Genomic DNA, 24,049 nt, shown 5'->3' on the forward strand with positions numbered 1-24,049 from the left:
GCAATTCACAACTTATTCACAATGATTCAATTTACAGTGACTTAGCTAAATCTATTCACACTTATTCACAAGAAAATCACCGCTTACGAATATTGACGATGAGGCCGATATCTGCCAATACTCTGGCCACATGTCCACTGACGCACCAGCTAAGAACTTTAACAAAAAATCGGGGCCCAAACTGCAGGAAGCTCCGTCGCCAGATGATGCGGCTACCGCCGCCAGAGCGCTGCCCCACGCGATTGGACCAGAAAAGAGCATCCTCAGCTCCATGCTGCAGGATCCTCAGCAATACATTGCTGACTCGGTGCAAGAAAAGCTCACTGATAGACATTTCTATCACCCAGCTCACGGCAAGCTCTATGAAGTACTGCTGGAGCTCTACAACCAGAACGAACCTATCGAGCTGGTATCGCTGACGCAAACATTGATGGACCGCGAATTACTCAGCACCATCGGTGGCGCGCCCGCCATCACCGAGATTTACACCTACGCACCTACTCATGCACACTTTGGTCACCACCTCAGTATTATCAAAGAGAAGTTCGTCTTGCGTAGTATCATTGGCTCGTGCACCGAGGCCATCCACCGTGCCTACGAAGACCAAGAAGAAGTAGAACAACTGCTAGATCAAGTGGAGCAGGAAGTCATGGCTATCCGTGAAGGTGCGGAGAACCAAACCACCGAGACCATCAAAGACAACGTGCAAGCGGTGGTTGCGAATTTAGAAAAATTCCTCTCTGGCGACATTGACTCAGGCGGCTTGAAAACTGGCTACAAGGAGCTCGATACCATGTCTAACGGACTCAAGGCTGGCGACATGTTCATTCTAGCAGCTCGACCATCAATGGGTAAAACCTCATTGGCGATGAACTTTGTTGAGCACGTCTGTCTCGATCAAGGGCTGCCAGCGATGGTATTCTCGCTGGAGATGAGCTCGGAGCAGTTGGTGCAGCGTCTATTATTCTCACGCGCCCGCTTTGCCTACTCATCACTGCAGAAGGGATTCAAACCTAGCAAACAGGATCTGAAAAACATCATGCGCTCAGCTAAGGAAATTGCCGAGTGTAACATGCTCATCGACGATACCCCGGGTATTTCTATCAACGAGCTGCGAGCTAAAGCACGGCGCGCCAAAATGGACCGCGACATTCAGTTCATCGCAATCGATTACCTCCAGCTGATGAAATCTAACTCGAAGCAAGCGCAGAACTCTCGTGAGCGTGAGGTGGCGGAAATTTCAGCGGGTCTGAAAGCAATTGCCAAAGAGCTGAAAATCCCCGTACTGGTTCTAGCTCAGCTTAACCGAGGTCCGGAAAACCGAACTGGCGGAACTCCAAAAATGTCTGACCTTCGTGAATCTGGCTCGATCGAGCAGGACGCCGATATGATTGGGCTTCTCTACCGTACCGCATACTACGCTGAGAAAAATGAGGAAAATGCCGAAGCCACTGCAGCTGAGGTAGACGAAGGTAAAGCCGAACTCGTCATTGCCAAAAACCGTAACGGTGAAACTGGTAGCGTCCCGCTAACATTCATCGCTAACCTCATGCGCTTCGAAACTAGAGCATGGGAAGATGAGCCTAACTAAGGCGAACTAGCCAATCTAGCAATTCTCAAAACGCAGCTAGCTGACTCAGCCAGCTGCGTTTTGACGTTTACAATCACCGCCTCCAGCGCTTTCTTCGGGGCGTGAGTTTACCAGACTTTTCCGACATCCAAGCCGTCCTGTTCGATTTCGACGGACTCATTCTCGATACCGAATGGCCAATCTACACCTCGTGGCTGCGCCTCTATCAGCGCGAAGGGCAAGACCTCCCCGTGCAGATGTACGCGCAGTGTATTGGCAGTGGATTTCACACTTGGTCGCCTGAAGCCTATCTGGAAGAGCTCACCGGCAAAGAATTCGACTGGGAAAAGGAAAATGCCGCGCGTCAGATAGAGCTAGAAGCTGATATTGAAACGCAAGACCTGCTCCCCGGCATCAAACAGACTCTCATCGGCCTGAAACAAAAAGGCATCATCTGCGCGGTTGTTTCCAGCTCGTCACATGCCTGGGTCGACCGCTGGGTTAGCCATCACCAACTCGACGAATTTTTCCTAACTACAGTGTGTCGCGAAGACGCCAATCAGATCAAACCAGCGCCAGACCTCTACCTCGAAGGCGCTAAACAAGTCGGCATTAAGCCAGCTCATTGCCTCGTCATCGAAGACTCACAGAATGGGGTGCTCGCTGGCGCCGAAGCAGGCATGCGCACTGTCGTTGTACCTAGCAGGCTCACCCAGCACTACGAATTTGAACTCGCCACCATGCGCACCTCCAGCCATCTCAGCTGGCTAGAACAACTGGGCTAAAACATGTAAGTCACAGAGGGCCAACAGAATCCAACTAACTGATCCTCTACTCAATCAGCAGGGTCCATAATTATTTTCAACTAAAAGCAATTATGACCTGTCCATTCGAAGATAATCACCTAGATTGTAGAATAGTCATTAAAATTGGACTATTCTAATCATGCTAACGATTCAAAAACTAGGCTCACAAGATTCTCTCGCTCCATTTAAAAATCAATACTTACAGGAAACCACGGCGCCGCTTGATGGCATGTGGTTAGATAGCTTTGTCGCCGATGCCTCATTCTTTGGCATCCACGACCAAGACCAACTCGTCGGCTACTACTGCGTCAACGAAGACGGCTACATTCTACAATTCTATCTACAGCCAGATAAACACAATCAGGCTCACGCCATCTTTGCCACCATTCTGAATAACGAGGACCGCTCACTCAAACGAGTAGTAGGTGCCTACGCCAGCACGGCTGAACCTAACTACCTGTCAACTTGCCTTGATCATTTTACAAAATTTCAGCCGCACACCTTGATGTACCAACTCGGCGAACATGCTCCTGAAATCAAGTCACCACTGACCATGGTGCCGCTGAGAAGCAAAGACCTCGCGGCAGCTGTTGATTTTGCTCACCAGAGCATAGGTGCTAACAAAATCTGGCTAGAGAGTTATTTTGACAGGCTGATATCACGCCAAGAACTCTACGGCTACTGGCAGAATAACGAGCTCATTGCCACTGGCGAATGCCGTGCATTTGATGATCACCAGAGCGGCTATGCAGATCTAGGTCTCATCATCGCCGAAAACCATCGAGGCGAAGGCCTAGGCACGCAAGTGATGTGTTTCCTCGCAGCGACGGCAAAAGACAAAGGTCTCAAACCTATCTGCTCAACAGAAAAAGCCCACTTTGGCGCCCAACGTGCCATTTCCAAAGCTGGCTTCGTTGCCCATAACCGCATCATTAAATTCGATTCCTAGAATCGAAATACTTAGCAGCGCGCCCATCTCATTTTTGAGTGGCGCGCTATTTTTTTTGCCTAGCAGGCAAGCTAACTAAACCTATAGCTCAGGCAAGGCTGGAAGTTCAGCAGCTGGCAGTGGCTCGTAGACTGGAAAATCATACTCCTGTGGCTGGCCATTATTTTGCGGCTGAGTGCCAGATCCACCAGCTGGCCCAACCTGCACGTAAAAGTAGTTCGTTTTTTCTACCAGATACTGACCGTCTTCGCCATATTCGTAGAGAGACTTATGAGGTTTAGGGAAAACGGCTCGGTTGATATAATACATTTTCACTCTGCCAGGTTGGCGAGCAATCAACTCCGTCTTCGTGGTCGTACCTGAAATGTCATAGCGCACGTCGACGATTTGCGTATTCTCAGAAACAAGGCCTGGGAAATAACCACCGCCGGAAGACATCATGCCGCGTTTGTCTACCAGAACGATCTTGCGAGCCTGCTCAGGTAGGTACAGATCATCTAGCTGCGTCCCTTCTCCTGGCACGTTGCGATTCCAATCTGAGTGAACGGTGTTAGTCACGCCACTACAAGAGACAAGCAACAATCCCGCTAGCCCAGCCAATATGCTAACACTCTTTTTGATCATTCCTAATTCCAACAGATATGCGAGTTGATGACAACTCATCATTTAGCCAAATCAGTCATCGACGCGAATGCTATCAAGAACCTCAAAGTAAGTAGGGAATGTTTTAGAAGTACATCCCGGATCATTGATAGTGATTTCACCAGCGCCAAAGCTAGCTAGAGAGAAACACATCGCCATGCGGTGGTCATCATAGGTATCGATCGCCGCTGATTGCACTTCAGCTGGTGGCGTGATGTGGATGTAATCTTCACCTTCATCAACGATGGCTCCAACTTTTCGCAGCTCCGTCGCCATTGCTGCTAGACGGTCAGTTTCTTTGACTCGCCAGTTATAGACGTTGCGAATCGCTGTTGGCCCATCGGCAAACAAGGCCGCTGTGGCAATCGTCATCGCTGCATCTGGGATGTGGTTCAAATCCACATCAATGCCCGTCAACGTGCCCGAACCAGTGACCTCAACCCAGTAATCGCTAAACTCAACTTGGGCACCCATCTGCACCAGCACGTCAGCAAAAGCAACGTCACCCTGCACACTAGCTTTACCAATTCCGTGAACCCTAACTGGCCCACCGCCAATTGCTGCAGCTGCTAGAAAATAAGAAGCCGATGAGGCATCTCCCTCGACCATCGCTTCAGCTGGAGATTGGTATTTCTGCCCGCCGGAAATCTCAAACGACTGGTAGTCGTTATTTTTCACCTGCACGCCAAATTTCTCCATCACATCCAGCGTGATATCGATGTATGGCTTAGAGACGAGTTCACCAATCACATTGATCGTTAGATCTCCTGATAGTAGAGGCGCAACCATCAGCAGCGCCGTCAGATACTGGCTAGAAATATTACCTTTGATGCTAACTTGCCCGCCAGCCAGCTGACGACCGTGAATCTTCAAAGGTGGCATTTTATCGTCCTGCAAATACTCCACCTCAGCTCCTAGCTGGCGCATGGAGTCTATCAAATCACCAATTGGACGCTCGTACATGCGCGGCTCGCCCGTGATGGTAAATTCACCCTGACTCGCACATAAGGCAGCCACCAGAGGTCTAACGGCTGTGCCCGCATTTCCTAAAAATAATGTCAGTGGCTCAGTCACCTGAAACAATCCACCTAGCCCGTCAACGACACACACCGTACGGTCATCGCTCAGCTGGTAATTCACGCCCAGCGCCTTCAACCCGTTGAGCATGTGACGCACATCATCACTATCTAGCAGGTTAGTCACCTTGGTCTGACCTTCAGCTAGTGCGGCTAGCAGCAAGATGCGGTTCGACAAACTCTTAGATCCAGGCAGAGTCACCTCTCCCTTCACCGCCTTGAGTGGTTTGAGCTTCAACGTTTCCATGCCCGAGCATTGCCAGCTTCAGAACAAAAAGAAAAGCGCGTAATCCATCAGCTGAAAAAAAGGTCAGCCATTCGCCACTCAAAACCGCTCCAGCCCATAACTTGTCCGCGGTGAATGATGGCGTAAAACCCAGCCCATAGCGCGGTCATCTTTAACATCGGAAAACAAATGGTACGGAAATTTACTGAACTTATACCTTCTAAGACCACTAATATTTTCAGCCAGCACGCTGTAACCAACGCCTCAATTTTAGCCAATGTAAATAGATGCCGAGAAATCGATGATCATTAATTAGCCTGAAATCTAGCTCATCTAGCAAATGAGGCACTGCGAACCTTCTCTCCCCTAGCCCAACTCAAAGCTCGTCACCCCGTAGAGGCGGAAAAAATCGACCATGGGCATGGCGCCGCGGTACATCCTAGCAGTTTCAAAAACCACTTGCATGCCGAGCGACTCGGCTAGCTGGACGGCAAACATATTAGGCTCCGGAACATCCAGATAGAAATTCTCACCAGCGGGAAGACCTCGAAGTAGTTGATCTAAGATCGACTCGGCAATCTCAGAGCGCTCAGCGTAGAGTGGCCCAATTTTGTAACCATCACGGCATTTTCTAACGCCACCAAAACCACTGATTTCACCATCCTGGCTCACACAGAGAAATTCACTATCATCAGCTGAAATCCACGACTGCAAAAATGCCTGCCTGTCAGCTGGAAAAAACTGCCTATCGTAGGCATGTAGCGCGGTAAAATCGACCTCATTGGCAGGCACCATCACCGCCGACATGTCTATCAGAGGAACTGGAAATTCTACACCCGTTTTGCCCTGGTAGCGCACGTTGCGGTACGCCAGCTGGAAACCCGATTTTTTGTAATTCTCCTGCTGCTCAACTACACCATCTAGGCCAAGCACTCGCTTACCTAACGACTCCATAGCGGCATGCCACAGCTGCAGCCCATATCCGCTTCCACGATGCTCTTGTTTGACGATGTAAAATCCAACAAAAGCAAAACTATCACCATACTTCACCGCGGAGATCGATGCGATAGGCTCGCCATCGAGAAAGCCCATCAAAAAGCCAGTTGAGTCTGCAGCCCAAAAACTTTGCAGGTCGTGTAGCCCTGGGTTCCACCCCTCAGCGGCTGCCCAGTCAATCGCCTGAGCCAGCTCGCATTTCTTCATCACACGAATTTCATATCCAGCTGGTTTTGTCTGCATCACTCTATCAAACAAAATCCCAGCTGGATGACAATGCAAGAATCAACTCAGTCAGCTAGATTCAGCATTGCTCATCGACCTAACTTAAGGCTGAAGAATATTCTTATATAACTTCGTATGCTCTTCAGTGCGTACTTCTTTGGCTCCCTCAATGTCGATACGTGGACGATTTTTCATCAACTCATAAGTCTCGTCAAAAGCGCGAATGAGCTTCTGATAGTCAGGGTCATTCTTATCTTTAAACACAGCCTTGCCACACGCTTCAGTCCCGCCCGCACTCTTTGCTAGAGGAGCTAACATGAAGTTATTCATCTCTGGATTTTCCCAGTTAAGATAATGGTCACGTGGAGTGAGTCGCCCTTTGCGATCTCTCCCGCCACCCCAGCTCCACCATCCAGCAGTGTGCTTTTTCTCAGTATGGCATTCCATACAGCGGCTTTCTTCTACCTTGCTTAGCAGCCTATCAAAATGACGAGGGGTAACGTCGCGCATGCCTCTATCAAGTTGTGGGTGGTTCGTGTGGCTGCTATGGTAATAAGGCACGTTGTAGTCAATCCAGGCATAAACAATGCGCTTCTCTAACTCAGATAAATTAACCCGCGGTTTGCCGTCGGCGTCTTTGTGGCCAGACTTTATCAAATCAACCAAAGGGCTCTTATAAGCGCCCCATGAGAATGGCTTGAACGATTCCTCTGATAGATACTTATGCTCCACGCCATTATACGATGGGATATACGAAATATGACGATGCTCAAACGCCTCAGGTCTAGCATTTGTCACTGTTGGATCTTTGTTAACATCTGTGCGCACGAGGTTATCGTAGCTGACGCTAAATAAGTCAGTTTTATCACCAGTCAGGTCTAGCCCACCTTTTTTATCTTTAGCATGGTGGCACTCGATGCAATGCGCATCCCAAATCGGCTGCACTAAGGCTGAATAGCTAAAGCCTCCCAGTGATTCATCCCACTCGGCGCCATTTGGTTTCTGCGCCACTTTTTTATATGCTGACAGACTAACATTCTTATTCACCGGCAGTGAATTATTTCTATCCATATGGCACCCCGTGCAGCTCTGCACTTCCCCCGGCATCAACTGCGTGAAGGTACGCATTCTCTGAATCACTTTGCCATCAGCATCGAGAGCTTGGAAAAACAGAGGGGTCATAGGTGGCACCTCAAACATAGCCGAGCCATCATCTTCCACCTTCACTCTAGATAAAGTGCGCTTGGGTTCCATCGTCGCGCCGCCACTAACCACTGGAAACTGCCAGCAGAAGGCACGCTTTCTTTGCAGACCTTTGTTATCTTTTGCTAGAAGCTCGATCACTCTGAGCTCTTTGATGTCGCCTCGTTTGATGAGTTTTTTCTCCAGTTCCTGCTCGAGGCCAATGTAGACATCCTGCATGATCACCGTGGCATTTTTGTCTTTGTCATTTGCCGAGATTGACTTTTTGATCACCGGTTCACGCTCGCGTGGCTGCACTGGAATCGCCGCATGAAAACCCAAACGTTCATCACTAGGTCCCATGCCTCTTGGTAGAATCACGCTAACATTCTTGCCATCGAAATCAGACATCTCAATAGAACCCGCGTTAGACACTAGAAAATGATTCTCGTCGATAGGATATGGGAACTCGTATTTCTGTCTATCAGTACGTCTGCCCTGACCTCTGAGAACCACCATGTCACCTAGAATTGTCTTAACCGCGTCTGGATTGTTAGCGCCCGCATTCAGATCAACCACGCCAATCGCGCCGCAAATCGGCCCATTATGGCCCGTTAGCGTTGCTACTAACTTATTCGTTCCAGGAATACTTCGCGCTTCAGAAACTGTGATTGGATCAATCAAGCGGCCGGCAAAAATGTGCTTCAGGCCAGTACCATCTGGGTTTTGCGCCCACAGCCCCTGACAAGGAATCTGGGTTCGGTCGACATACTCCCAGCGGCAATAAACAATCTTACCATCGTGCATCACACTCGGCGCAATATCGCTGAGGTAGTTTGCTGATAGACGAGTCACCTGCGAGCCATCCGCCTCCATGCGATAAAGCACGGCTGATGAACTGTGCATGCAGTATGCGTAGTTGCTATCACGGTCTGATAGAAAAGCGATCCCACCGTCAGGCAGCCAAGTCGCATTGAAATTATTAGATGGATGAGAAGTCAGCTGCTGCAAGTCAGATCCATCTACATTGATCGTATAGAGGTCATAGTTCGTCCGCTCATCTTTTTTCCAGCTGAACATCACCTTCTGTGCGTCGTAAGACAATGAGCAGTCGAGAATCTGACCTTCGGCGGCATCCACTAGTTGTTGAAATCCATCTGCTCCATATTTGTAGAGACCTCCACCTTTACTGAAACCTTCATTGAAATAAGTATAGTTATGTGAGCTGCCGATATGGGCGCGCACAATCACAATCATCTCATCTGGCGCAACGGGCTTGGCCTTAGCCACATTGACTACCATCAGCCAACTGACCAATAGAATCCATAAGGTCGGTGATAATTTTCTTATACTCATGACACACAGATCTACGTTTAAACTTAAATCCATTCAATAACAGCTCAAGCGGGTGATTAGTTTTGACAAGATATGCGCTACAGCTAGCACCCCCTGCCACATCACACAGGTCTCCATGCCAACAAAGACATCAAACCACACGAGGCAAAACAACAAGAGCGCGGCATCCTACCACCAGAGCTTTGCCATCATCACCGTAGACAAAACGGTTTTCAAGCCTAGCCGTGCCTCCGTGCAGCTTCGCCGCCTCTTTGACTAGCGGCAAGCCAAGGCCAGTTCCCTTGGCCCGACCACTAGGGCGCGGCAAGGAGTAAAAGTGCTCAAATACTTTGCGCTGAGCGTATTCCGGAATTCCAGGCCCGTAATCTATCACCTCAATGTCCAGCCAGCGTTCACCGCGTTTAGAAATGGCAACGTGCACTTCCACGTTGGCGCCAGCTGGTGAAAAACCAATCGCGTTTTCAAACAAATTGGCCAGTGCCATCTTCAAGACCATGCCATCACCCAGCACACGCAACGCATCTCTATCACCATCAATTTCCAAACTGGCGGTAACATCAGCGCGCTGCAAATTTACTTCGTGCTCAGCTAGTACCTGACGACACATGTCGCTAGCTGAAATCATCTCGCGTTTCTCAAGGTGATGCATCCCCTCTAGCTGAGAAAGGTAAAGCAGATCCCTAACGAGAATCTCACCGCGTTCTACTTCACGGCTAATGTTAGCTATAAACTTCTGCCGCATTTCCTGAGGCATATCTTCATTCAGCAGCTCAGCCGCACCTTTAATTCCAGCCAGCGGGCTCTTCAACTCGTGAGTGAGCGAAGTCACGTAGTTTTCTACATACCGCCGCCCCTCGAGAGTTTCGCGCATCTGATAGAGTGCACGCCCCAGCGTATTCACCTCGCGTCCACTTCCCAGCTGCGGCAATGGTAAGCGCTCACCCTCACTAACCGCTTGTGCGTATTTTGTCAAAATCCCCACAGGTCGGTAGACCCAGATTAATACCGCTACCGTGAGCAAAACCACACCAACACCTATCATCAATGTGGAGAATACAATATCGCGGCGCCTTTCATCGATGAAAGCTTTGAGATCCGATTGATTTTTGTAGATCGTTAGGACGGCAACTAGTTCTCCTTCACAGTTCACTGGTGCAGCTACATAAAGGACCGAACTGGTTTTCAAATTCTCATCGTCGCGAGAAGAACGCGCACCGTATTCACCGCGTATCGTTTTGTAGACATCATTATACTCAGAATAATCCATGCCCACGCGCATGCCTCCAGCCGAGTCGTAAACCACCAAACCTTGCAGATTTGTTAGGTAAACATTCAGCCCTAACTTCACCTTCATGTGCCGGTAGATTTTTGCATCAATCTCGTGCGCATTGGCTTTTCCCACCGCCACAGCAAGCAAATCTATAGCCGGCTGCATCTCCAACTGCTCGCCATCCAGAGTGGATGTTTTTTTCAGTTCGGCTTCAACCACCCCAGCTAATAAATGCGCGGTATCTACCATCACCTCTTCTGAGGCTTTGAATGCCTGCGCTTCTACGTCCTCTAACAAATAGCTCAGCACCTGATAGAAGCCGAAGCTAATGATCAGCACAATAATGAATAAGGTGACTCGAGTTAAACGCATGGCTACCAAAATAAATATTATGGTTTCATGGTATATCCCAGACCGCGGCGGGTTTCGATGTAATCCAGCTCAGACTCACAAGCTTTACGAATCTTCGCCCGCAAGCTCTTGATGTGAGCATCTACGGTACGATCCATCGCAGAACCGGGGTCGTCCCACGCGTGAGTTAGAAGTTGGTCGCGGCTGAAAATCCTGCCTGGCTGGCTCAATAAAACAGCCAAAAGTTTATACTCGTGAGCTGTTAGCACGAGCTCCACACCACAACATTTCACCGTCTTCGCTAGTTCGTTATGAGAAAAAGCTCCCGCTTCAACTGGCCAGTCAATCTCTGCTTGACGCTCCAGCTCAGGCAAACCGACATCAGCTGGCGATTTGCTAGACACTGGCTCCTCCGCCAAACTCACTGCTTGTGGCTGCACTCTGCGCAATACCGCGCGCACCCTAGCCACCACTTCGCGCGGGCTGAATGGTTTGGTCACATAATCGTCACCACCTAACTCAAGGCCCAGAATCCTATCAATTTCCGAATCTCGCGCAGTCAAAAATATCACCGGTAATTTTCCAACCAGCTGCATATCCCTGCATAGATCAAAGCCTGACCTATCTGGCAAACCAACATCTAGGATAGCCAAATCTACCAAGTCACCTGCCGAACGACGCATTTCCATAAATGCCATCGCCTCCGCGCCTGTAGTCACGTGTTTCACATCGAAATGCTCAGTCTCCAATGCATAAATCAAACTCTCAGCAATGGAAACCTCATCTTCTACCAACAATACACACGCCATAACAAAAAAGACGCTAGCAAACCCACGGACCAATGCAATGCCTGATCCTGCAATGCGATGGCCTCACATCTACTAACTAAGACAAAACTGTAATGTCCGCCCCCGTGGAGATGAAATTCGCACAAAACAGCTTAGTGTAAATTTAACACTTTGCTATTTACAAGCTGCCAGAATAGCCTATTAGTATGCGCATGATCACACCGCTCCTCACTGATCTTTACCAACTGAACATGGCTGATGCCTATTGGAAAAACGGCATGCAAGACCACCATGCCGTCTTCCACTTGTTCTACCGCAAAGCACCCTTTGGCGACAAAGCCTGCCTTACAGCGGGAACTCAAGAGGCAGTTGAATTTCTATCAGACATTCATTTCTCTCCCGTGGAGCTCGACTATCTAGCCACGCTCACAGGTGCTGACGGAGCCGCGCTTTTCAGCTGTGATTTTCTAGACTATCTAGCAAAAATGCACTGGCAGCTAGATGCCGCCATCATGCCTGAAGGAGAAATTGCCTTCCCACACCAGCCAATTATGCGTGTTAGCGGCCCGCTCATTCAGTGCCAGCTGGTAGAAACAGCACTGCTAAACCTCGTTAACTTTCAGACACTGATAGCCACCAAAGCTGCGCGTATCTGCGACGCCGCCGCCGGCGACCCAGTCATCGAGTTTGGTCTACGCCGAGCTCAGGGATTTGACGGTGGACTCAGCGCCAGCCGCGCTGCCTACATCGGCGGCTGCAATGGCACATCTAACGTATATGCTGGACAAAAGTTTGGCATCCCGGTCAAAGGAACTCACGCCCATAGCTGGGTGATGAGCTTTGACAGCGAGACAGATGCCTTCCGCGCCTACGCTGAGGCCCAACCCAACAATACTATCTTGCTAGTAGATACCTACGATACCATCGAAGGCGTGAAAAAAGCAGCCGCCATTGGCCTCGAGTTAGAAAAATCAGGCCATCCATTTTTAGGCATTCGGCTAGACTCAGGAGATCTAGCAGCACTGAGCATTGCCGCTAGGAAGATCCTCGATGAGACTGGCCTCGAGCACACAAAAATCGTTGCCAGCAATGATCTGGACGAATACAGCATCCGCCAGATCAAACAACAGGGTGCGAAAATCGATACATGGGGAGTGGGCACCAAACTCGTCACCGCCTACGATCAACCAGCTCTAGGTGGTGTTTACAAAATGGGCGCCATCAAAGCTCCCGGTGGTAGCTGGCAGGGAAAAATGAAGTTTTCTAACGACACGATTAAAACCAGCTATCCGGGCCACCTGCAAGTCGCCCGCCAACGCGACCCAGCTGGAGCCATCACCAAAGATACCCTGTACGATTGCAAGCTAGTCATATCTGCTCCACACCCTGACCAACAACCATTGTTAGTCAGTGCGCTGGAAAATGGTCAAATCTGCCGCCAGCCAGATGCGCTCGACCTCATCCGCAAAAGAGCCATACTCAACTGGCAATGGCTGCAAAAACGTGCTACTCCTGAGCTCGCAGTCGACCCACAAGTTGACGCAGCCAAAGCCCGCATTCACAAAACCAAGGCCAACTAATCATGAAACTCATCCGTGTCGCCACCAGCACCGTAAACCAAACGCCACTAGATTGGCTAGGCAACCACGAGCGCCTCATTCAGTGCATTGACGAAGCCAAAGACTCTGGTGTTAGCCTGCTCTGTTTACCCGAGCTAGCCATCACAGGCTACGGCTGTGAAGATCAATTTCTAGCTACCGACACCACTGAGCGAGCGCTCGACAGCCTCGAAGCTCTGATTCCACACTGCGCCGAAATGATTGTCGCCGTAGGCCTGCCACTGCGCTATCAGAATACGGTCTACAATGTGGTAGCGGTGATCGCAGATGCCGAGCTGCTAGGATTTTACGCCAAACAAAATCTAGCTGGCGATGGACTGCATTACGAACAACGCTGGTTCCGCCCTTGGCCAACTGGCGAGGCTGTACAAACAGAAATCCGCGGCGACCAAGTTGCCCTCGGTGATATTCTTTTTGAAATTGGCGGAGTGAAAATTGGTCTCGAAGTCTGCGAAGACGCCTGGGTGGCTAACCGACCTGGCCGCCGATACGCAGAGCGTGGCGTTGATATCATTCTCAACCCAAGCGCTAGCCACTTCGCCTTCGGCAAACAGGAAATCCGTGAGCAATTTGTGCAAGAAGGTTCACGTGCATTTGGCGTCACCTACATATACGCTAACCTAACGGGAAATGAAGCTGGACGAGCTATCTACGACGGCGGCTCAATGGTAGCCACACGCGGACACATCGTGGCGCAAGGCAAACGTCTATCATTCCTCGACCACATCGTCACCGATGCGGTGGTTGATATTGACCTTAACCGCTTGGTGCAGGCAAAAACTATCTCACGAGATATCGACCTAGCAAGTCACCCTACCGTCCAGCTAGACTTCGACTGGCCCGCTGAAGGACCTCCTAGCGGAAAAATGATTCCAAGCCAGTGGAGCAAGGAACAAGAATTCACCCACGCTCTAACTCTTGGCTTATACGACTACATGCGTAAAAGCCATTCTCGCGGTTTTGTAGTTTCTCTCAGCGGCGGTGCTGACTCAGCAGCGATCACTACGCTGATCTACTTAATGCATGTGCTCAGCAAGCGTGAGTTAGGTGACAAAGTTGCAGGCCCAAGTAATATGAAAGACCTTCTCATCTGCGTCTATCAGGCTAGCAAAAACAGCGGCGAAGTTACCCGCAATGCAGCCAACACACTGGCTGACGCACTTGGAGCTGAATACTCTGAATGGCAAATTCAAGACGCCGTTGACCATTACATTTCACAAGCGGAGAAAACCATAGGCCGTCAGCTCAGCTGGCAGCAAGATGATCTAACACTACAAAATATCCAAGCTCGCGTACGCGCACCTGGCGTCTGGATGTTAGCCAACATTCGCGGCGCATTGTTAGTAAGCACCAGCAACCGCTCAGAAGCCGCGGTTGGATACGCTACCATGGATGGTGACACCAGTGGTGGCATCAGCCCAATTGCCGGTATCGACAAAGCTTATCTGCGCGAGTGGCTCGTATGGTTAGAAAAAGAAGGCTGCGATGAAATTGAAAAAATCCCAGCACTCAGCGTGATCAACGCGCAGCAACCTACCGCCGAACTGCGTCCAGCTGACCAAGCACAAACTGACGAAAGCGACCTCATGCCCTACCCAGTGCTCGACAAGATTGAGAAGCTGGCCATCCGTGACAAACAATCACCCATTGAGATCTATCAGCTGATCCAGTTCGACTTCCCACAATACAGCAAAGCCCAGCTGAAAGGCTACGTCACGCGCTTCTTCACTCTGTGGAGCCGCAACCAGTGGAAACGTGAACGTTACGCTCCAAGCTTCCATCTAGACGACGAAAACTTAGATCCTAAAACTTGGTGCCGATTCCCAATTCTCAGCGGAGGGTTCCAGCTAGAACTCAGCGAGTTAGAAGCTTTTGATGACGGAGAATAAATCAAAAATTTAACAAAAAAAACCAGCTGAAGGAATGCCCTCAGCTGGTTTTCTGTTTGTAAAAATCGCGGTTAGTTCTCAAATACTTTGCGGAAGAATGCTAGAGCTTTCTCCGCACTTTCTTCATCCATGTAGAATACGTGCCCTTCATCAGGCAGGATTTCTAACTCAGACATGATGCCCAGCTTCTGATAGGCAGCAAACATATCTTTAGCCTCTTCTACCTTAACAAGTCCATCTTTCGCGCCGTGGATGAATTTGATCGGTGCGTCATCTGCTGAGACATGGTGATAGGGAGACACCTTCATGAACCAGTCAGGAAGCACATTGCCTTTTTTATTCGGCCAAGTCTTGCGTTTGCCAGTCATCGCAGGAGTCGCAAATCCAACAGCTGCCTGAATAGCACTAGAAACACCTTGGTTGCCGCCCTCTCCCTCCAGCTCGACTACACCGTTAGTAGTAGCTAGAGCAGTTGAAAGCTGGGCTCCAGCTGAGCCGCCAGAAGCCCCCAGACGATCAGGGTCGATGCCATATTGAGCAGCATGCGCACGCACCCATCGCACCGCAGCTTTGGCATCATGCAGGCACTCAAGGGGAGTAGCGCAGTTAAGCATACGATAGTCAATTGTAGCCGCCGCATACCCCTGGCTTGCCACATACTTGGCATGTCCTTCCATCCAAGCTCGCTTGTGAGATCTCCACCCGCCACCGTGGATGAAGATGATGCAGGGAACTTTATCAGATGATGGATTTTTTGGCAGGAAGAGATCTAACTTCTGCGAATACTCATCATCACTCTGATAGGACAAATCGCGGTGTTCAATGATAGCTTCACCATCTACTTCAAATGCCACTTTATCAGAAATCAGCTCAACACCTAAGGTCTCAGCCGCCTTCTTGAACTCAAAGCGCTTGTGATTGACTAACTCATTTTCATCGCAAATATCCAGAAATGATTTCATCGCGTTACTCGGCCTAGCGACTCCAGGATTCACATAATAACAGTCATTTAAAAAATCCCAGCGCGCTTGATAGTAAACATCGTTAGGCTCAGGCACTGCCAACTTCTCCGCGGCAAAAAAATTGGTCAATGGCTCAGCTGACTTTGCCAGCTGCATCACTGCCGCATAATTCTCCCTTTGTGATTTCTCCGCTGGCTGCCACTCAGCCACAATGCTTGCTGGCAGCATGGCGAATAAACCTAATACCAAAGTGATTAGTTTGTGTTTCATGATGCCCACAATGTACGCCACTATTGAAAAAATCCTACCCACAATATAACCAGCTTGCGGCTTATCATTACCGTAAATCGATACATCAATTTTAAGCCCTCAAATGTCTTAGATTTGCCCTCAAAATGGCCACTCTAAGTTAAATCTCAAGCTCTTTTGTTAAGTGCCTCGCGGTTAGCTAAAAAGCACCACGCGCGCGACATCACAGCCTGACCTCCAGTTACTAATAACTTAACAAACTAACACCCGCTATATCAGCGAAGAACAACACCAATCCGAGCCAAAACATTTTTCATATAAGTTGACAAAGCTGGCCCCTACGAACGTATTCACAAGAGTAACAAAACGCCTTATAGCACTGCGTCACCATGCCTGTGGCATGCAGCTATAATCGTCCGCCAGATCAGAATAAGTCATCCAAGTTCACCTGTACGTATAAGTAAATTCACACACTAAAGAGGACCCTTAATATGAAATCTATCCTTCACAAGATAAGCAAGCTACTCAGCCTGACATGCGCCTTCGCATGTGCAGCCTCAGTTACAACTCAGGCTTCAGCTGCGGAGCAAGAACAACCTAACGTCGTCGTCTTTCTCATCGATGACATGGGCTGGAAAGATCTCGCCTGCTTCGGCGCTGAACTCTACGAAACTCCAAACATCGATAAACTCTGTGGCGATGGTGTGAGATTTTCTCAAGCATACACCTCAGCTGCTATCTGCTCACCAGCTAGAGCGAGTCTACTATCCGGCCTAAACCCACTCAAGCTAGGCATGTGGAACCACACTCACCACATGGCACCTAGAGAAGACTTTCTGCCACAGAAGCTCAAAACTGCTGGTTATCAAAACTGGCACGTTGGCAAATGGCATGCAGGCAGCCCTAAAGACAAGACCATGCCAAAAGATATTGGTTTTGACGTCAACGTCGGCGGCTGGACATCATGGGGACCTAAATCATACTTTTGGCCGTACGGCGTCAAACCAGGTTCAGATGTACCAAGTGGTAACACAGGCGTACCAGGTCTAACTAAAGGCGGTCAACAGGGTGAATTCCTTACTGATAGACTAACTACAGAAGCCGTTTCATTGATTGCAAACAGAAAAGCTGACCAACCATTTTATCTGAACATGTGGTACTACTCAGTCCACAATAAGAAAGAGGCTAAAAAGGAACTCATTGAGAAATACAAAAAGAAGATTGCTGATAAAGGCACCAAGGCGGCCTACCGTCACTCAGAACTGGTTGGCAAGAATCTCATCACCACAGAAATCAATGCTGTCTACGCAGCAATGATAGAATCTCTGGACGACTCAGTAGGACGCATTGTTGCACAACTCAAAAAAGACGGTAGCTACGACAATACCCTATTCATCTTCTATTCAGACAATGGCCCAACCACCAACGACGTTCCTTGTGCACCTCTCAATGGCGGTAAAAATACTAACTACGAAGGCGGCATCAGAGTGCCAGCATTTGCAGCTTGGCCAAGTAAGATCAAAGCTGGCTCTGAGTACTCTAACCCAGTTTACATCTGCGACATCTACAGCACCGTGCTTGAAGCTGCAGGTCAGCCACTACCATCACCTAGCGAAAAAGACAGCACCTCATGGTTCCCAATTTTCGAAGGCAACAAACTAAAACCTCGTCAGCTCTGTTGGTACTTCCCACGTAGCCAAACTGTTTACGGTGGTGTCGCTAGCGCGGCTATCTACGACGAAAATAGCCAGATGAAATACATCATGTCTCTAGTAGATAACAATGACGAACTCTACAACATTGGTGAGGACTTAGCTGAAACTAATAACATCATCCAACAAAACCCAGAAGTCGCAGAGAACCTCAGAAAGAACCTCCATTCATTCCTCAAAACCAACTTACCTGGCTCTAGAGCTCCTGCTTCAGCTCAACAGAAAATACTGGAACAAAAGTTAGGTGTTTCTATCAAATACAATACCTCAAAAAAATAATCAGTACTAGCTGACCCAGTGATACAGCTGATGTCCAAGCTCTAACTTAGCTGTATAGCTGACTCAAAAAAAGCCCATCACACGCACTCGTGTGATGGGCTTTCTTTTTCGATATTAAACAAGGCCAATCAAGGCACCTGCTACACAGATGATCCAAAATGGAGCCCCTTCGTCAAATTTGTACAATAGGCAAAAATAAATACTAGCGAGGACAAAGGAAATCGCCGCTCCAATAAATGCAGCTAGCGCTGATGCGCCAAATAATAGGCCAAACAATAAGGCTATTCCTGCGTATATGCCTGAGCACCACAATGGCTTATCGGTCTCTTTCAAGAGCTTAATAAGGCCGAATAAAATAAGTATTTTTATGATCACTTTTCGATAGGGTAGAAGTTAGCTTCTAGCCATAGCAAATAGAAAGATGTGCTAACGACTAGGCGCGAACTATTAGCAAAATGCTAACATATAACAAGACGAACATACGTCTTACCTATAAGTAATCTGTCATTACTTCGGCCAGATCTATCATAGATCGAGAAACCAATTCGCTGGCTCGCTTTACCATGCTCAAGCATCCACACTCAGAAATTTGGGCAAAAAAAATCCCGCATTCAATGTGATGCGGGAAATTACCAGACCATTTGTAGTGAAACAAATGGTGGAGCATAGCGGATTCGAACCGCTGACCCCTTGCATGCCATGCAAGTGCTCTACCAACTGAGCTAATGCCCCCCGTAGGATTGCTACGCCCTGAGGCGCGGCAGGGATTTACCCTGTGCCGGCCTCAGGTGCAAGTTCTTTTTTCCTCTAATGCTGATTTTTTTACCAACAAACAGCAAGTCATCGCCCAGCAGATCTCTCCCGCTAATTCAGAGTCAACAGCTTGGCTAGAAGCCAGCTGAGGTGGACAAGAAACAAAGCTGGCCAGCTGAAAGCTTTACTCATTCGCCCTCTTCAATTGCGGCCAGAATGGCAGCTTGAGTATCCTCATCCTGCTGCTCTAGCCACTTAGACGCTCCCAACTGATGTTCGTCAGCCCAGCGTTTATAATACTTCGCTGTGGACTTAGTCCGTCGCTCATCATTTTCCATTTGCATCACCCAGTTTAGCGGCAATTCTGGATCATCATAATGCCTGTTTACTGCCTGCTCCAACAAATCGTCACGATTAAAATCGTCGCCATGCTTCTCTAACCAGCTCTGAGCCGCCTCTGGCTGATATAAAGCCATACTGGCAAAACAGAAACTAACTGCCTTATCGCGATACTCATCACCTTCAATGTCCATAGCCACAACCATGCCTTCCTCCGCGCGCCAAAAAGATGCCCATTTCGCCATATCATATTGATATTTGGCGACGTGCTCTGTGTCTGATAGATTCATTTTATCCAGTAATAACTGAGCCTCAGCAAGGGAAACACTGGAAATACTTGCAATAAGATTACCGATTAGTTCATTCTTCGTATCTTCATCCTCTAAACCTTGCACTAAACTCAATAGTTCACTGCGTTTTTCACTCATCAGGCTCATCTCATAACAAAGGCTTTGGGCTGCATTACTTTGCTGAAGATCATCCCAATCTATCGATTTGAAGGTGCCAGCTAGATCCCTCTTTGCGAGCTGTTTGAATAACATCAGCTCAATAAATTTATCGTCTAGATGAGCCAAATCATGCAAATCCTTATTCTCTTCATACCATGCAGAAAGCGCATAAGGGTCAGCCTCTGCCCAAGTCTTGAATAGAGCATCTAATGGCAACATCTTCCTACTAGCCTCTGGCAATGTTAGACTGTACTCAATAGCAGCTTGCCCATCAATTTTGCACCAGCGATTCAGTAGAGCCATCACCAATTTGTCTCGCTCTTTAGCTTCTTGTTCGTTCTCAAGAGTGAGAGCCAAACCACGCTGAAGCTCATCTGCTGACCAAGCGGAAATGTTTTCCATCGAACCAATCCACGAGCTAGTTCTGGGATCGTCAGACTGCATCATCTCACGAATACCATCAGCTATCTGAGTTAGCTGCGCCTCCAGCTCCAGCTGGCTCAATGGCTGCCTCTCAGTGGATAGATCTAGTGTGTGATCAGCATGCTGATCACTAGTGCCCCGTGAGCTAAGTTGATCTTGGTTCTGCTCACCAGCGTCTGGGTTTGTTTTTGACCACGTGCTGCCAACAGCTAAACCTAACATCAGCCCAACAAAAATTATTCCTGATAGTTTTGTATAAAAATGCATTTTCCTCATCACCCTAAATTGTATTTCATTTTAGATTAAGCGACTACTTCAAGAACGCCTGAATGTCTTCGTCTTGCTGGCTGAGCCATTTCTCAGCGCTACGTTTATTTGCCTCTAGCCAATTTTTGTATGCCGAGTTCAGATGCGTACTTTTCTTATCCTCATCATCTATCATCAGAGCCCAGTCGACAGCCCTATCATAATTTCCTTCAACCCGGAGACCATAAGTTATGGAGGCAACTAAGACATCGCTTTCAAAGCCATGCCCGTTCTCAGCTATCCATGCCTGAGCTTTAGACTCATTTTCCATAGCTAGATACTTCAGACCCTCTTGCACAACCTTGTTTTGCCTTTTGCCTGGCTCTATATACTGGATGGCAAAGTTCATTGATTTGATCGGTGCTTTCCAAATATGTTCTAAGGTATAAGCGTCCTCAAGCACCTCTCGCTCTACTCCCCCCGCGCTAACCAACTGATCGATGAACTCATCCACCTCAGCATCTGACTTTCCGTATTGTGACGCCATCACCTCTTTGAGCAAAGCCGTACGCGTTTGTGGTTCTTCAATCATCGCGATGGTATTCACCATGGAATCAACATCTCCTTGATTGCTTATGACATGCCCCACCATCTCAAGGCCGCGCTTCCATTGTCCATAGTTAGACCAATCAAGAGAAGCTAAAGCACCAGCGAAGTCGTCTTCCCCATGGGCATTGAGCAAGCGCTGCTCAATCTGCGTACCTTTGATTTCTTGAGTACTCATCTGATGTTTATTTTCCTCAAACCACTGGCGGGCCAGCTCAGGAGATTCATCCATCCATAACTGAAGAACGGGAAAACTTAATAAACCATAGCGATTATGGGCGACGGCAAGTTGCACCACTGCATATGGATTATCCTCCGCTACCACCCCCCTCAAATGATAGATCAAAGTATCATCAACAGCTCGTTCGTCATTCGCTTCTAGCAAAGACGCCAAAATCAACTCCTTATCACCTTGTGAACATTGAGAAAATATTTTCCGCATCGCCATTTCAAAATCAGGCCCCCATGCCTCAGATCGAAAACAATTCGCTAGGTAGGCCCGAGCTTGGACTAGGGCCATTCTAGCAGCTGGAGAAATCCCCTCAATTTCATCTACGCTACCCGCTCCCCGAAAAGCTGAATACCTCTTCTCGCCTGAGCCGCCGAGATCACGTTTGCTAGCCGGACCTGCGTCTCCAGCGTCAGCCGTAAGCTCAGAGCCAGCTGGAGCTAAATGACCAAAACCAATTTCTGTACGCGCGCCTGCCCATAGGCCAATACCGATGGACAATCCCCCTGATAATAAGAGAATTACATTTTCTAACTTCACTCTAGCATTAAGACACAAACAAACGCCCCATCAATTAGAATATTAGAAAATCAACCAGCTAAGCGCAGTGAGCAGAACAACAAAAAGTAAATTGAGCACTAGGCCAGTACGCATCATCGTGCGCTGGCGAATTTTCCCTGAGCTAAAAACGATGGCATTAGGAGGCGTAGCCACGGGCAACATAAATGCGCAGGAAGCAGCCATCGCCAGCGGCACAACCAATTGTTTGGGAGCCAAGCCCATATCAGCAGCCACTGCTGCGAAAACAGGAACTAACAATGCTGCTGTTGCGGTATTACTCGACACCTCGGTAAGAAAAATAACAAAGATAATGACTACTGCTATCAGAGCGAGATACGGCCAAGATTCGATTGTTTCCCGTAGCTGATGCGCGAGAAATAAACTCGCCTTAGTTTCGCTCAGCACCTTGCTCAAAGTGAGCCCGCCGCCAAACAATAACAAAACTCCCCAGTCAGTGGTATGGTCGATATCCTTCCACCTAACCAGACGTCCCATCGTCAGAATAAGCACCGCACTAACGGCCACTAGAGTATCAAAATATTTAGCAATGCCCAGCCAGCTAGCTAGCGATTGACTGAACAGCCAACCCGTGACAGCTAGGGCAAAAACGCCCAGAGTTGCGATGCGTTCGCCATTAAAATCAAATGGCAAACAATCGACGTCTAGCTTAGTCACCTTGCCCGGATGCACCAAGCAAGTCAGCACTAACAACATCAGCGGCAGCAAAATCAAAACGGCAGGAATTCCAAACTTCAGCCAGCTGACAAAATCGATGCCTAACTCAGTAGCGGCAATGGCATTGGGTGGTGAACCTATCAATGTACCAATGCCGCCGACACTGGCCGAATAACAAAGGCCAAGTAAAAGACAAGGAGCCACTCTAGCTGCGACCTTTTCACCCTGCGCCAACTCGACTTTTGACAAGAGTCCTAATACAACAGGCAATAACAAAGCAACCGTCGCCGTATTGGAAATCCACATCGACAACGCCGCCGAGGCAACGCAAATCATCACAAAGGTGAGGTAAAACCGCCCGCCACTAACACAGACAATTTGCTGAGCCAGCCATTGGTCGAGTTTTTGTCGTGATAGAGCTGCAGCGAGACCAAAGCCACCTAGAAATAGGAAAATCAAGGGGTGGGCAAAATTAGCAAAACTAGCAGAAACCTCAAGCACCCCAGTGAGCGAAGCCATCACAGGGATCAAAATAGCCGTCATCGCCAACGGCAAGGCTTCGGTGAGCCATAAGATAGCGGCGAGCACTAACAATGCTAGCCCTGCTTGTACCTGAGCTGGCTGCATATCACCAGCTAGCTGCGAACAATCTAGCTGGCAAAAAAAGCTCACCCACGCCCAAGCTAGGAAAGCAATCACTACCAGGATGAGACGACGACGGCGCACGGCAGCGGAATCACCACCATGAGTCTCACGCGCTACTGTCACTTTATGCCCAGACATTCTAGCAAAGTAACAAGATACTTAGAGTAAATCAATTAAGAAGGGATGGGATAGTTTTCAGTTTTCAGTTAGCTGATGGCTGGCTGGATACTGATCAGAGCCATGCTACTTAATTGCTGAGAACTCATAGTTTGAGAAAATCACGTGATAGATACGGCCAGTGTTTTACCCCATCGGCCATCACCTCTCTAGCATGATAGACTGATTGCGTTTTGCTCTGCTGGTGAAATGTCATGAGCAAACTAGATTCCACAATGGTATTACTTACCAAATGAGCTGGAATCACCTTCTCATCTTGCCACTCATCGCGATACCGAGTCACCGGCATACGCTCGCCATTGTAGAGTTGGATCGAAGTTTGATAGGCTTTGCTTTTCCAATATCCGGGCAGAGTTCTTTCAGGAAAGGATGAAATTTCTGCCTTAGTTTCTACCTCCAGCTGGCTCACATAAAAAACATCTTCCCCCTGCTGTAGGCAAATCTCGGCAGCGCGCAGCAGGCAGAGTTTTTGGCACTTCTCTTCATCAAGATCATTGTAGCTGCGGTAATAAACTTTCCAGCTAGAGTTAGACTGAGCTGTGGCAGAATACCCACCCCAAGTTTTATCTTTCCCTTTCCATGGCGCCTCAGGTTTTGCTGTTTCCGGTCGATAGGCAGCAGAGGTGAATGAACTGCAGCTAGATAGAAATATGGATATCATCACTGCCGCGGATAAGCCTAAAAACCTGAGAGCTAAGGTCATGATAGATTTGTAAGTGGCTTCAACGACCATTGTCTAGCAATAAGCGTCAATTCCCCAGCTAGAGGCTCAGCCGGCTAAAGCTAACTTGCTCACACC

At 48.6% G+C, this 24,049-nt stretch carries 18 protein-coding genes and 1 tRNA gene; 6 read left to right on the forward strand and 13 right to left on the reverse strand.

The features are described from left to right. Nucleotides 1-130: 130 nt before the first annotated feature. From dnaB to JIN82_RS00150, 3 genes are all read left to right on the forward strand, one after another. Entirely contained in the window at nucleotides 131-1,591 is a 1,461-nt protein-coding gene (gene dnaB / locus JIN82_RS00140; protein ID WP_200309511.1) for a replicative DNA helicase, read from the forward strand. Nucleotides 1,592-1,692: 101 nt separating this feature from the next. Further along, on the forward strand, nucleotides 1,693-2,355 hold the full coding sequence (locus JIN82_RS00145; protein ID WP_200309513.1) for an HAD family hydrolase: 663 nt from the start codon (nucleotides 1,693-1,695) through the stop codon (nucleotides 2,353-2,355). Between the two features lie 160 nt (nucleotides 2,356-2,515). Continuing rightward, the gene (locus JIN82_RS00150) at nucleotides 2,516-3,325 is read left to right on the forward strand and encodes a GNAT family N-acetyltransferase (protein WP_200309515.1); all 810 of its coding nucleotides are present in this window, start codon (nucleotides 2,516-2,518) and stop codon (nucleotides 3,323-3,325) included. Between the two features lie 81 nt (nucleotides 3,326-3,406). On the opposite strand, the gene JIN82_RS00155 is transcribed toward JIN82_RS00150, so the two are convergent. From JIN82_RS00155 to creB, 6 genes are all read right to left on the reverse strand, one after another. Then, the gene (locus JIN82_RS00155) at nucleotides 3,407-3,883 is read right to left on the reverse strand and encodes a hypothetical protein (RefSeq protein ID WP_200309517.1); all 477 of its coding nucleotides are present in this window, start codon (nucleotides 3,881-3,883) and stop codon (nucleotides 3,407-3,409) included. 117 nt (nucleotides 3,884-4,000) lie between these two features. Next, a complete protein-coding gene (aroA, locus tag JIN82_RS00160) occupies nucleotides 4,001-5,290 on the reverse strand; it encodes a 3-phosphoshikimate 1-carboxyvinyltransferase (RefSeq protein WP_200309519.1) in 1,290 nt (429 codons plus the stop codon). 345 nt (nucleotides 5,291-5,635) lie between these two features. Further along, nucleotides 5,636-6,547, reverse strand: a complete 912-nt coding sequence (locus JIN82_RS00165) for a GNAT family N-acetyltransferase (RefSeq protein ID WP_200309521.1) — start codon at nucleotides 6,545-6,547, stop codon at nucleotides 5,636-5,638. A 45-nt stretch (nucleotides 6,548-6,592) separates the two neighbouring features. Then, complete coding sequence (locus tag JIN82_RS00170; RefSeq protein WP_200309522.1) at nucleotides 6,593-9,028, reverse strand: HzsA-related protein; 2,436 nt, start codon at nucleotides 9,026-9,028, stop codon at nucleotides 6,593-6,595. A 130-nt stretch (nucleotides 9,029-9,158) separates the two neighbouring features. Next, a complete protein-coding gene (gene creC, locus JIN82_RS00175; RefSeq protein ID WP_200309523.1) occupies nucleotides 9,159-10,670 on the reverse strand; it encodes a two-component system sensor histidine kinase CreC in 1,512 nt (503 codons plus the stop codon). A gap of 17 nt (nucleotides 10,671-10,687) precedes the next feature. After that, nucleotides 10,688-11,458, reverse strand: coding sequence for a two-component system response regulator CreB (gene creB / locus JIN82_RS00180; protein WP_200309524.1), 771 nt, complete (start codon nucleotides 11,456-11,458; stop codon nucleotides 10,688-10,690). A gap of 185 nt (nucleotides 11,459-11,643) precedes the next feature. Between creB and JIN82_RS00185 the strand changes: the two genes are divergently transcribed. After that, nucleotides 11,644-13,017 (forward strand): nicotinate phosphoribosyltransferase, encoded by a 1,374-nt coding sequence (locus JIN82_RS00185; protein ID WP_200309525.1) that lies wholly within the window; start codon nucleotides 11,644-11,646, stop codon nucleotides 13,015-13,017. Nucleotides 13,018-13,019: 2 nt separating this feature from the next. Then, nucleotides 13,020-14,945: an NAD(+) synthase gene (gene nadE / locus JIN82_RS00190; RefSeq protein WP_200309526.1), complete on the forward strand. Its 1,926-nt coding sequence runs from the start codon at nucleotides 13,020-13,022 to the stop codon at nucleotides 14,943-14,945. Between the two features lie 71 nt (nucleotides 14,946-15,016). On the opposite strand, the gene JIN82_RS00195 is transcribed toward nadE, so the two are convergent. Next, the gene (locus tag JIN82_RS00195) at nucleotides 15,017-16,177 is read right to left on the reverse strand and encodes an alpha/beta hydrolase (RefSeq protein ID WP_200309527.1); all 1,161 of its coding nucleotides are present in this window, start codon (nucleotides 16,175-16,177) and stop codon (nucleotides 15,017-15,019) included. Between the two features lie 470 nt (nucleotides 16,178-16,647). Here JIN82_RS00195 and JIN82_RS00200 point away from each other — a divergent pair, with 470 nt between their 5' ends. Then, nucleotides 16,648-18,147 (forward strand): sulfatase, encoded by a 1,500-nt coding sequence (locus JIN82_RS00200; protein ID WP_200309528.1) that lies wholly within the window; start codon nucleotides 16,648-16,650, stop codon nucleotides 18,145-18,147. A 114-nt stretch (nucleotides 18,148-18,261) separates the two neighbouring features. Here JIN82_RS00200 and JIN82_RS00205 read toward each other — a convergent pair whose 3' ends face one another. The 6 genes from JIN82_RS00205 to JIN82_RS00230 form a co-directional block, all read right to left on the reverse strand. Beyond that, nucleotides 18,262-18,480, reverse strand: coding sequence for a hypothetical protein (locus JIN82_RS00205; protein ID WP_200309530.1), 219 nt, complete (start codon nucleotides 18,478-18,480; stop codon nucleotides 18,262-18,264). A 323-nt stretch (nucleotides 18,481-18,803) separates the two neighbouring features. Further along, nucleotides 18,804-18,879: transfer RNA gene (locus tag JIN82_RS00210), tRNA-Ala, on the reverse strand. A gap of 209 nt (nucleotides 18,880-19,088) precedes the next feature. Then, nucleotides 19,089-20,090 carry a hypothetical protein gene (locus JIN82_RS00215; RefSeq protein ID WP_234041662.1) on the reverse strand — a complete coding sequence of 334 codons (1,002 nt, stop codon included), beginning with the start codon at nucleotides 20,088-20,090 and terminating at the stop codon, nucleotides 19,089-19,091. Nucleotides 20,091-20,421: 331 nt separating this feature from the next. Further along, the gene (locus tag JIN82_RS00220; protein ID WP_200309534.1) at nucleotides 20,422-21,732 is read right to left on the reverse strand and encodes a hypothetical protein; all 1,311 of its coding nucleotides are present in this window, start codon (nucleotides 21,730-21,732) and stop codon (nucleotides 20,422-20,424) included. Nucleotides 21,733-21,774: 42 nt separating this feature from the next. Further along, nucleotides 21,775-23,211, reverse strand: coding sequence for an SLC13 family permease (locus tag JIN82_RS00225; RefSeq protein ID WP_200309536.1), 1,437 nt, complete (start codon nucleotides 23,209-23,211; stop codon nucleotides 21,775-21,777). Nucleotides 23,212-23,335: 124 nt separating this feature from the next. Beyond that, nucleotides 23,336-23,953, reverse strand: a complete 618-nt coding sequence (locus JIN82_RS00230) for a CC0125/CC1285 family lipoprotein (RefSeq protein WP_200309538.1) — start codon at nucleotides 23,951-23,953, stop codon at nucleotides 23,336-23,338. Between the last annotated feature and the right edge of the window lie 96 nt (nucleotides 23,954-24,049).

Source organism: Persicirhabdus sediminis, from assembly GCF_016595495.1.
GTDB lineage: Bacteria > Verrucomicrobiota > Verrucomicrobiia > Verrucomicrobiales > Akkermansiaceae > Persicirhabdus > Persicirhabdus sediminis.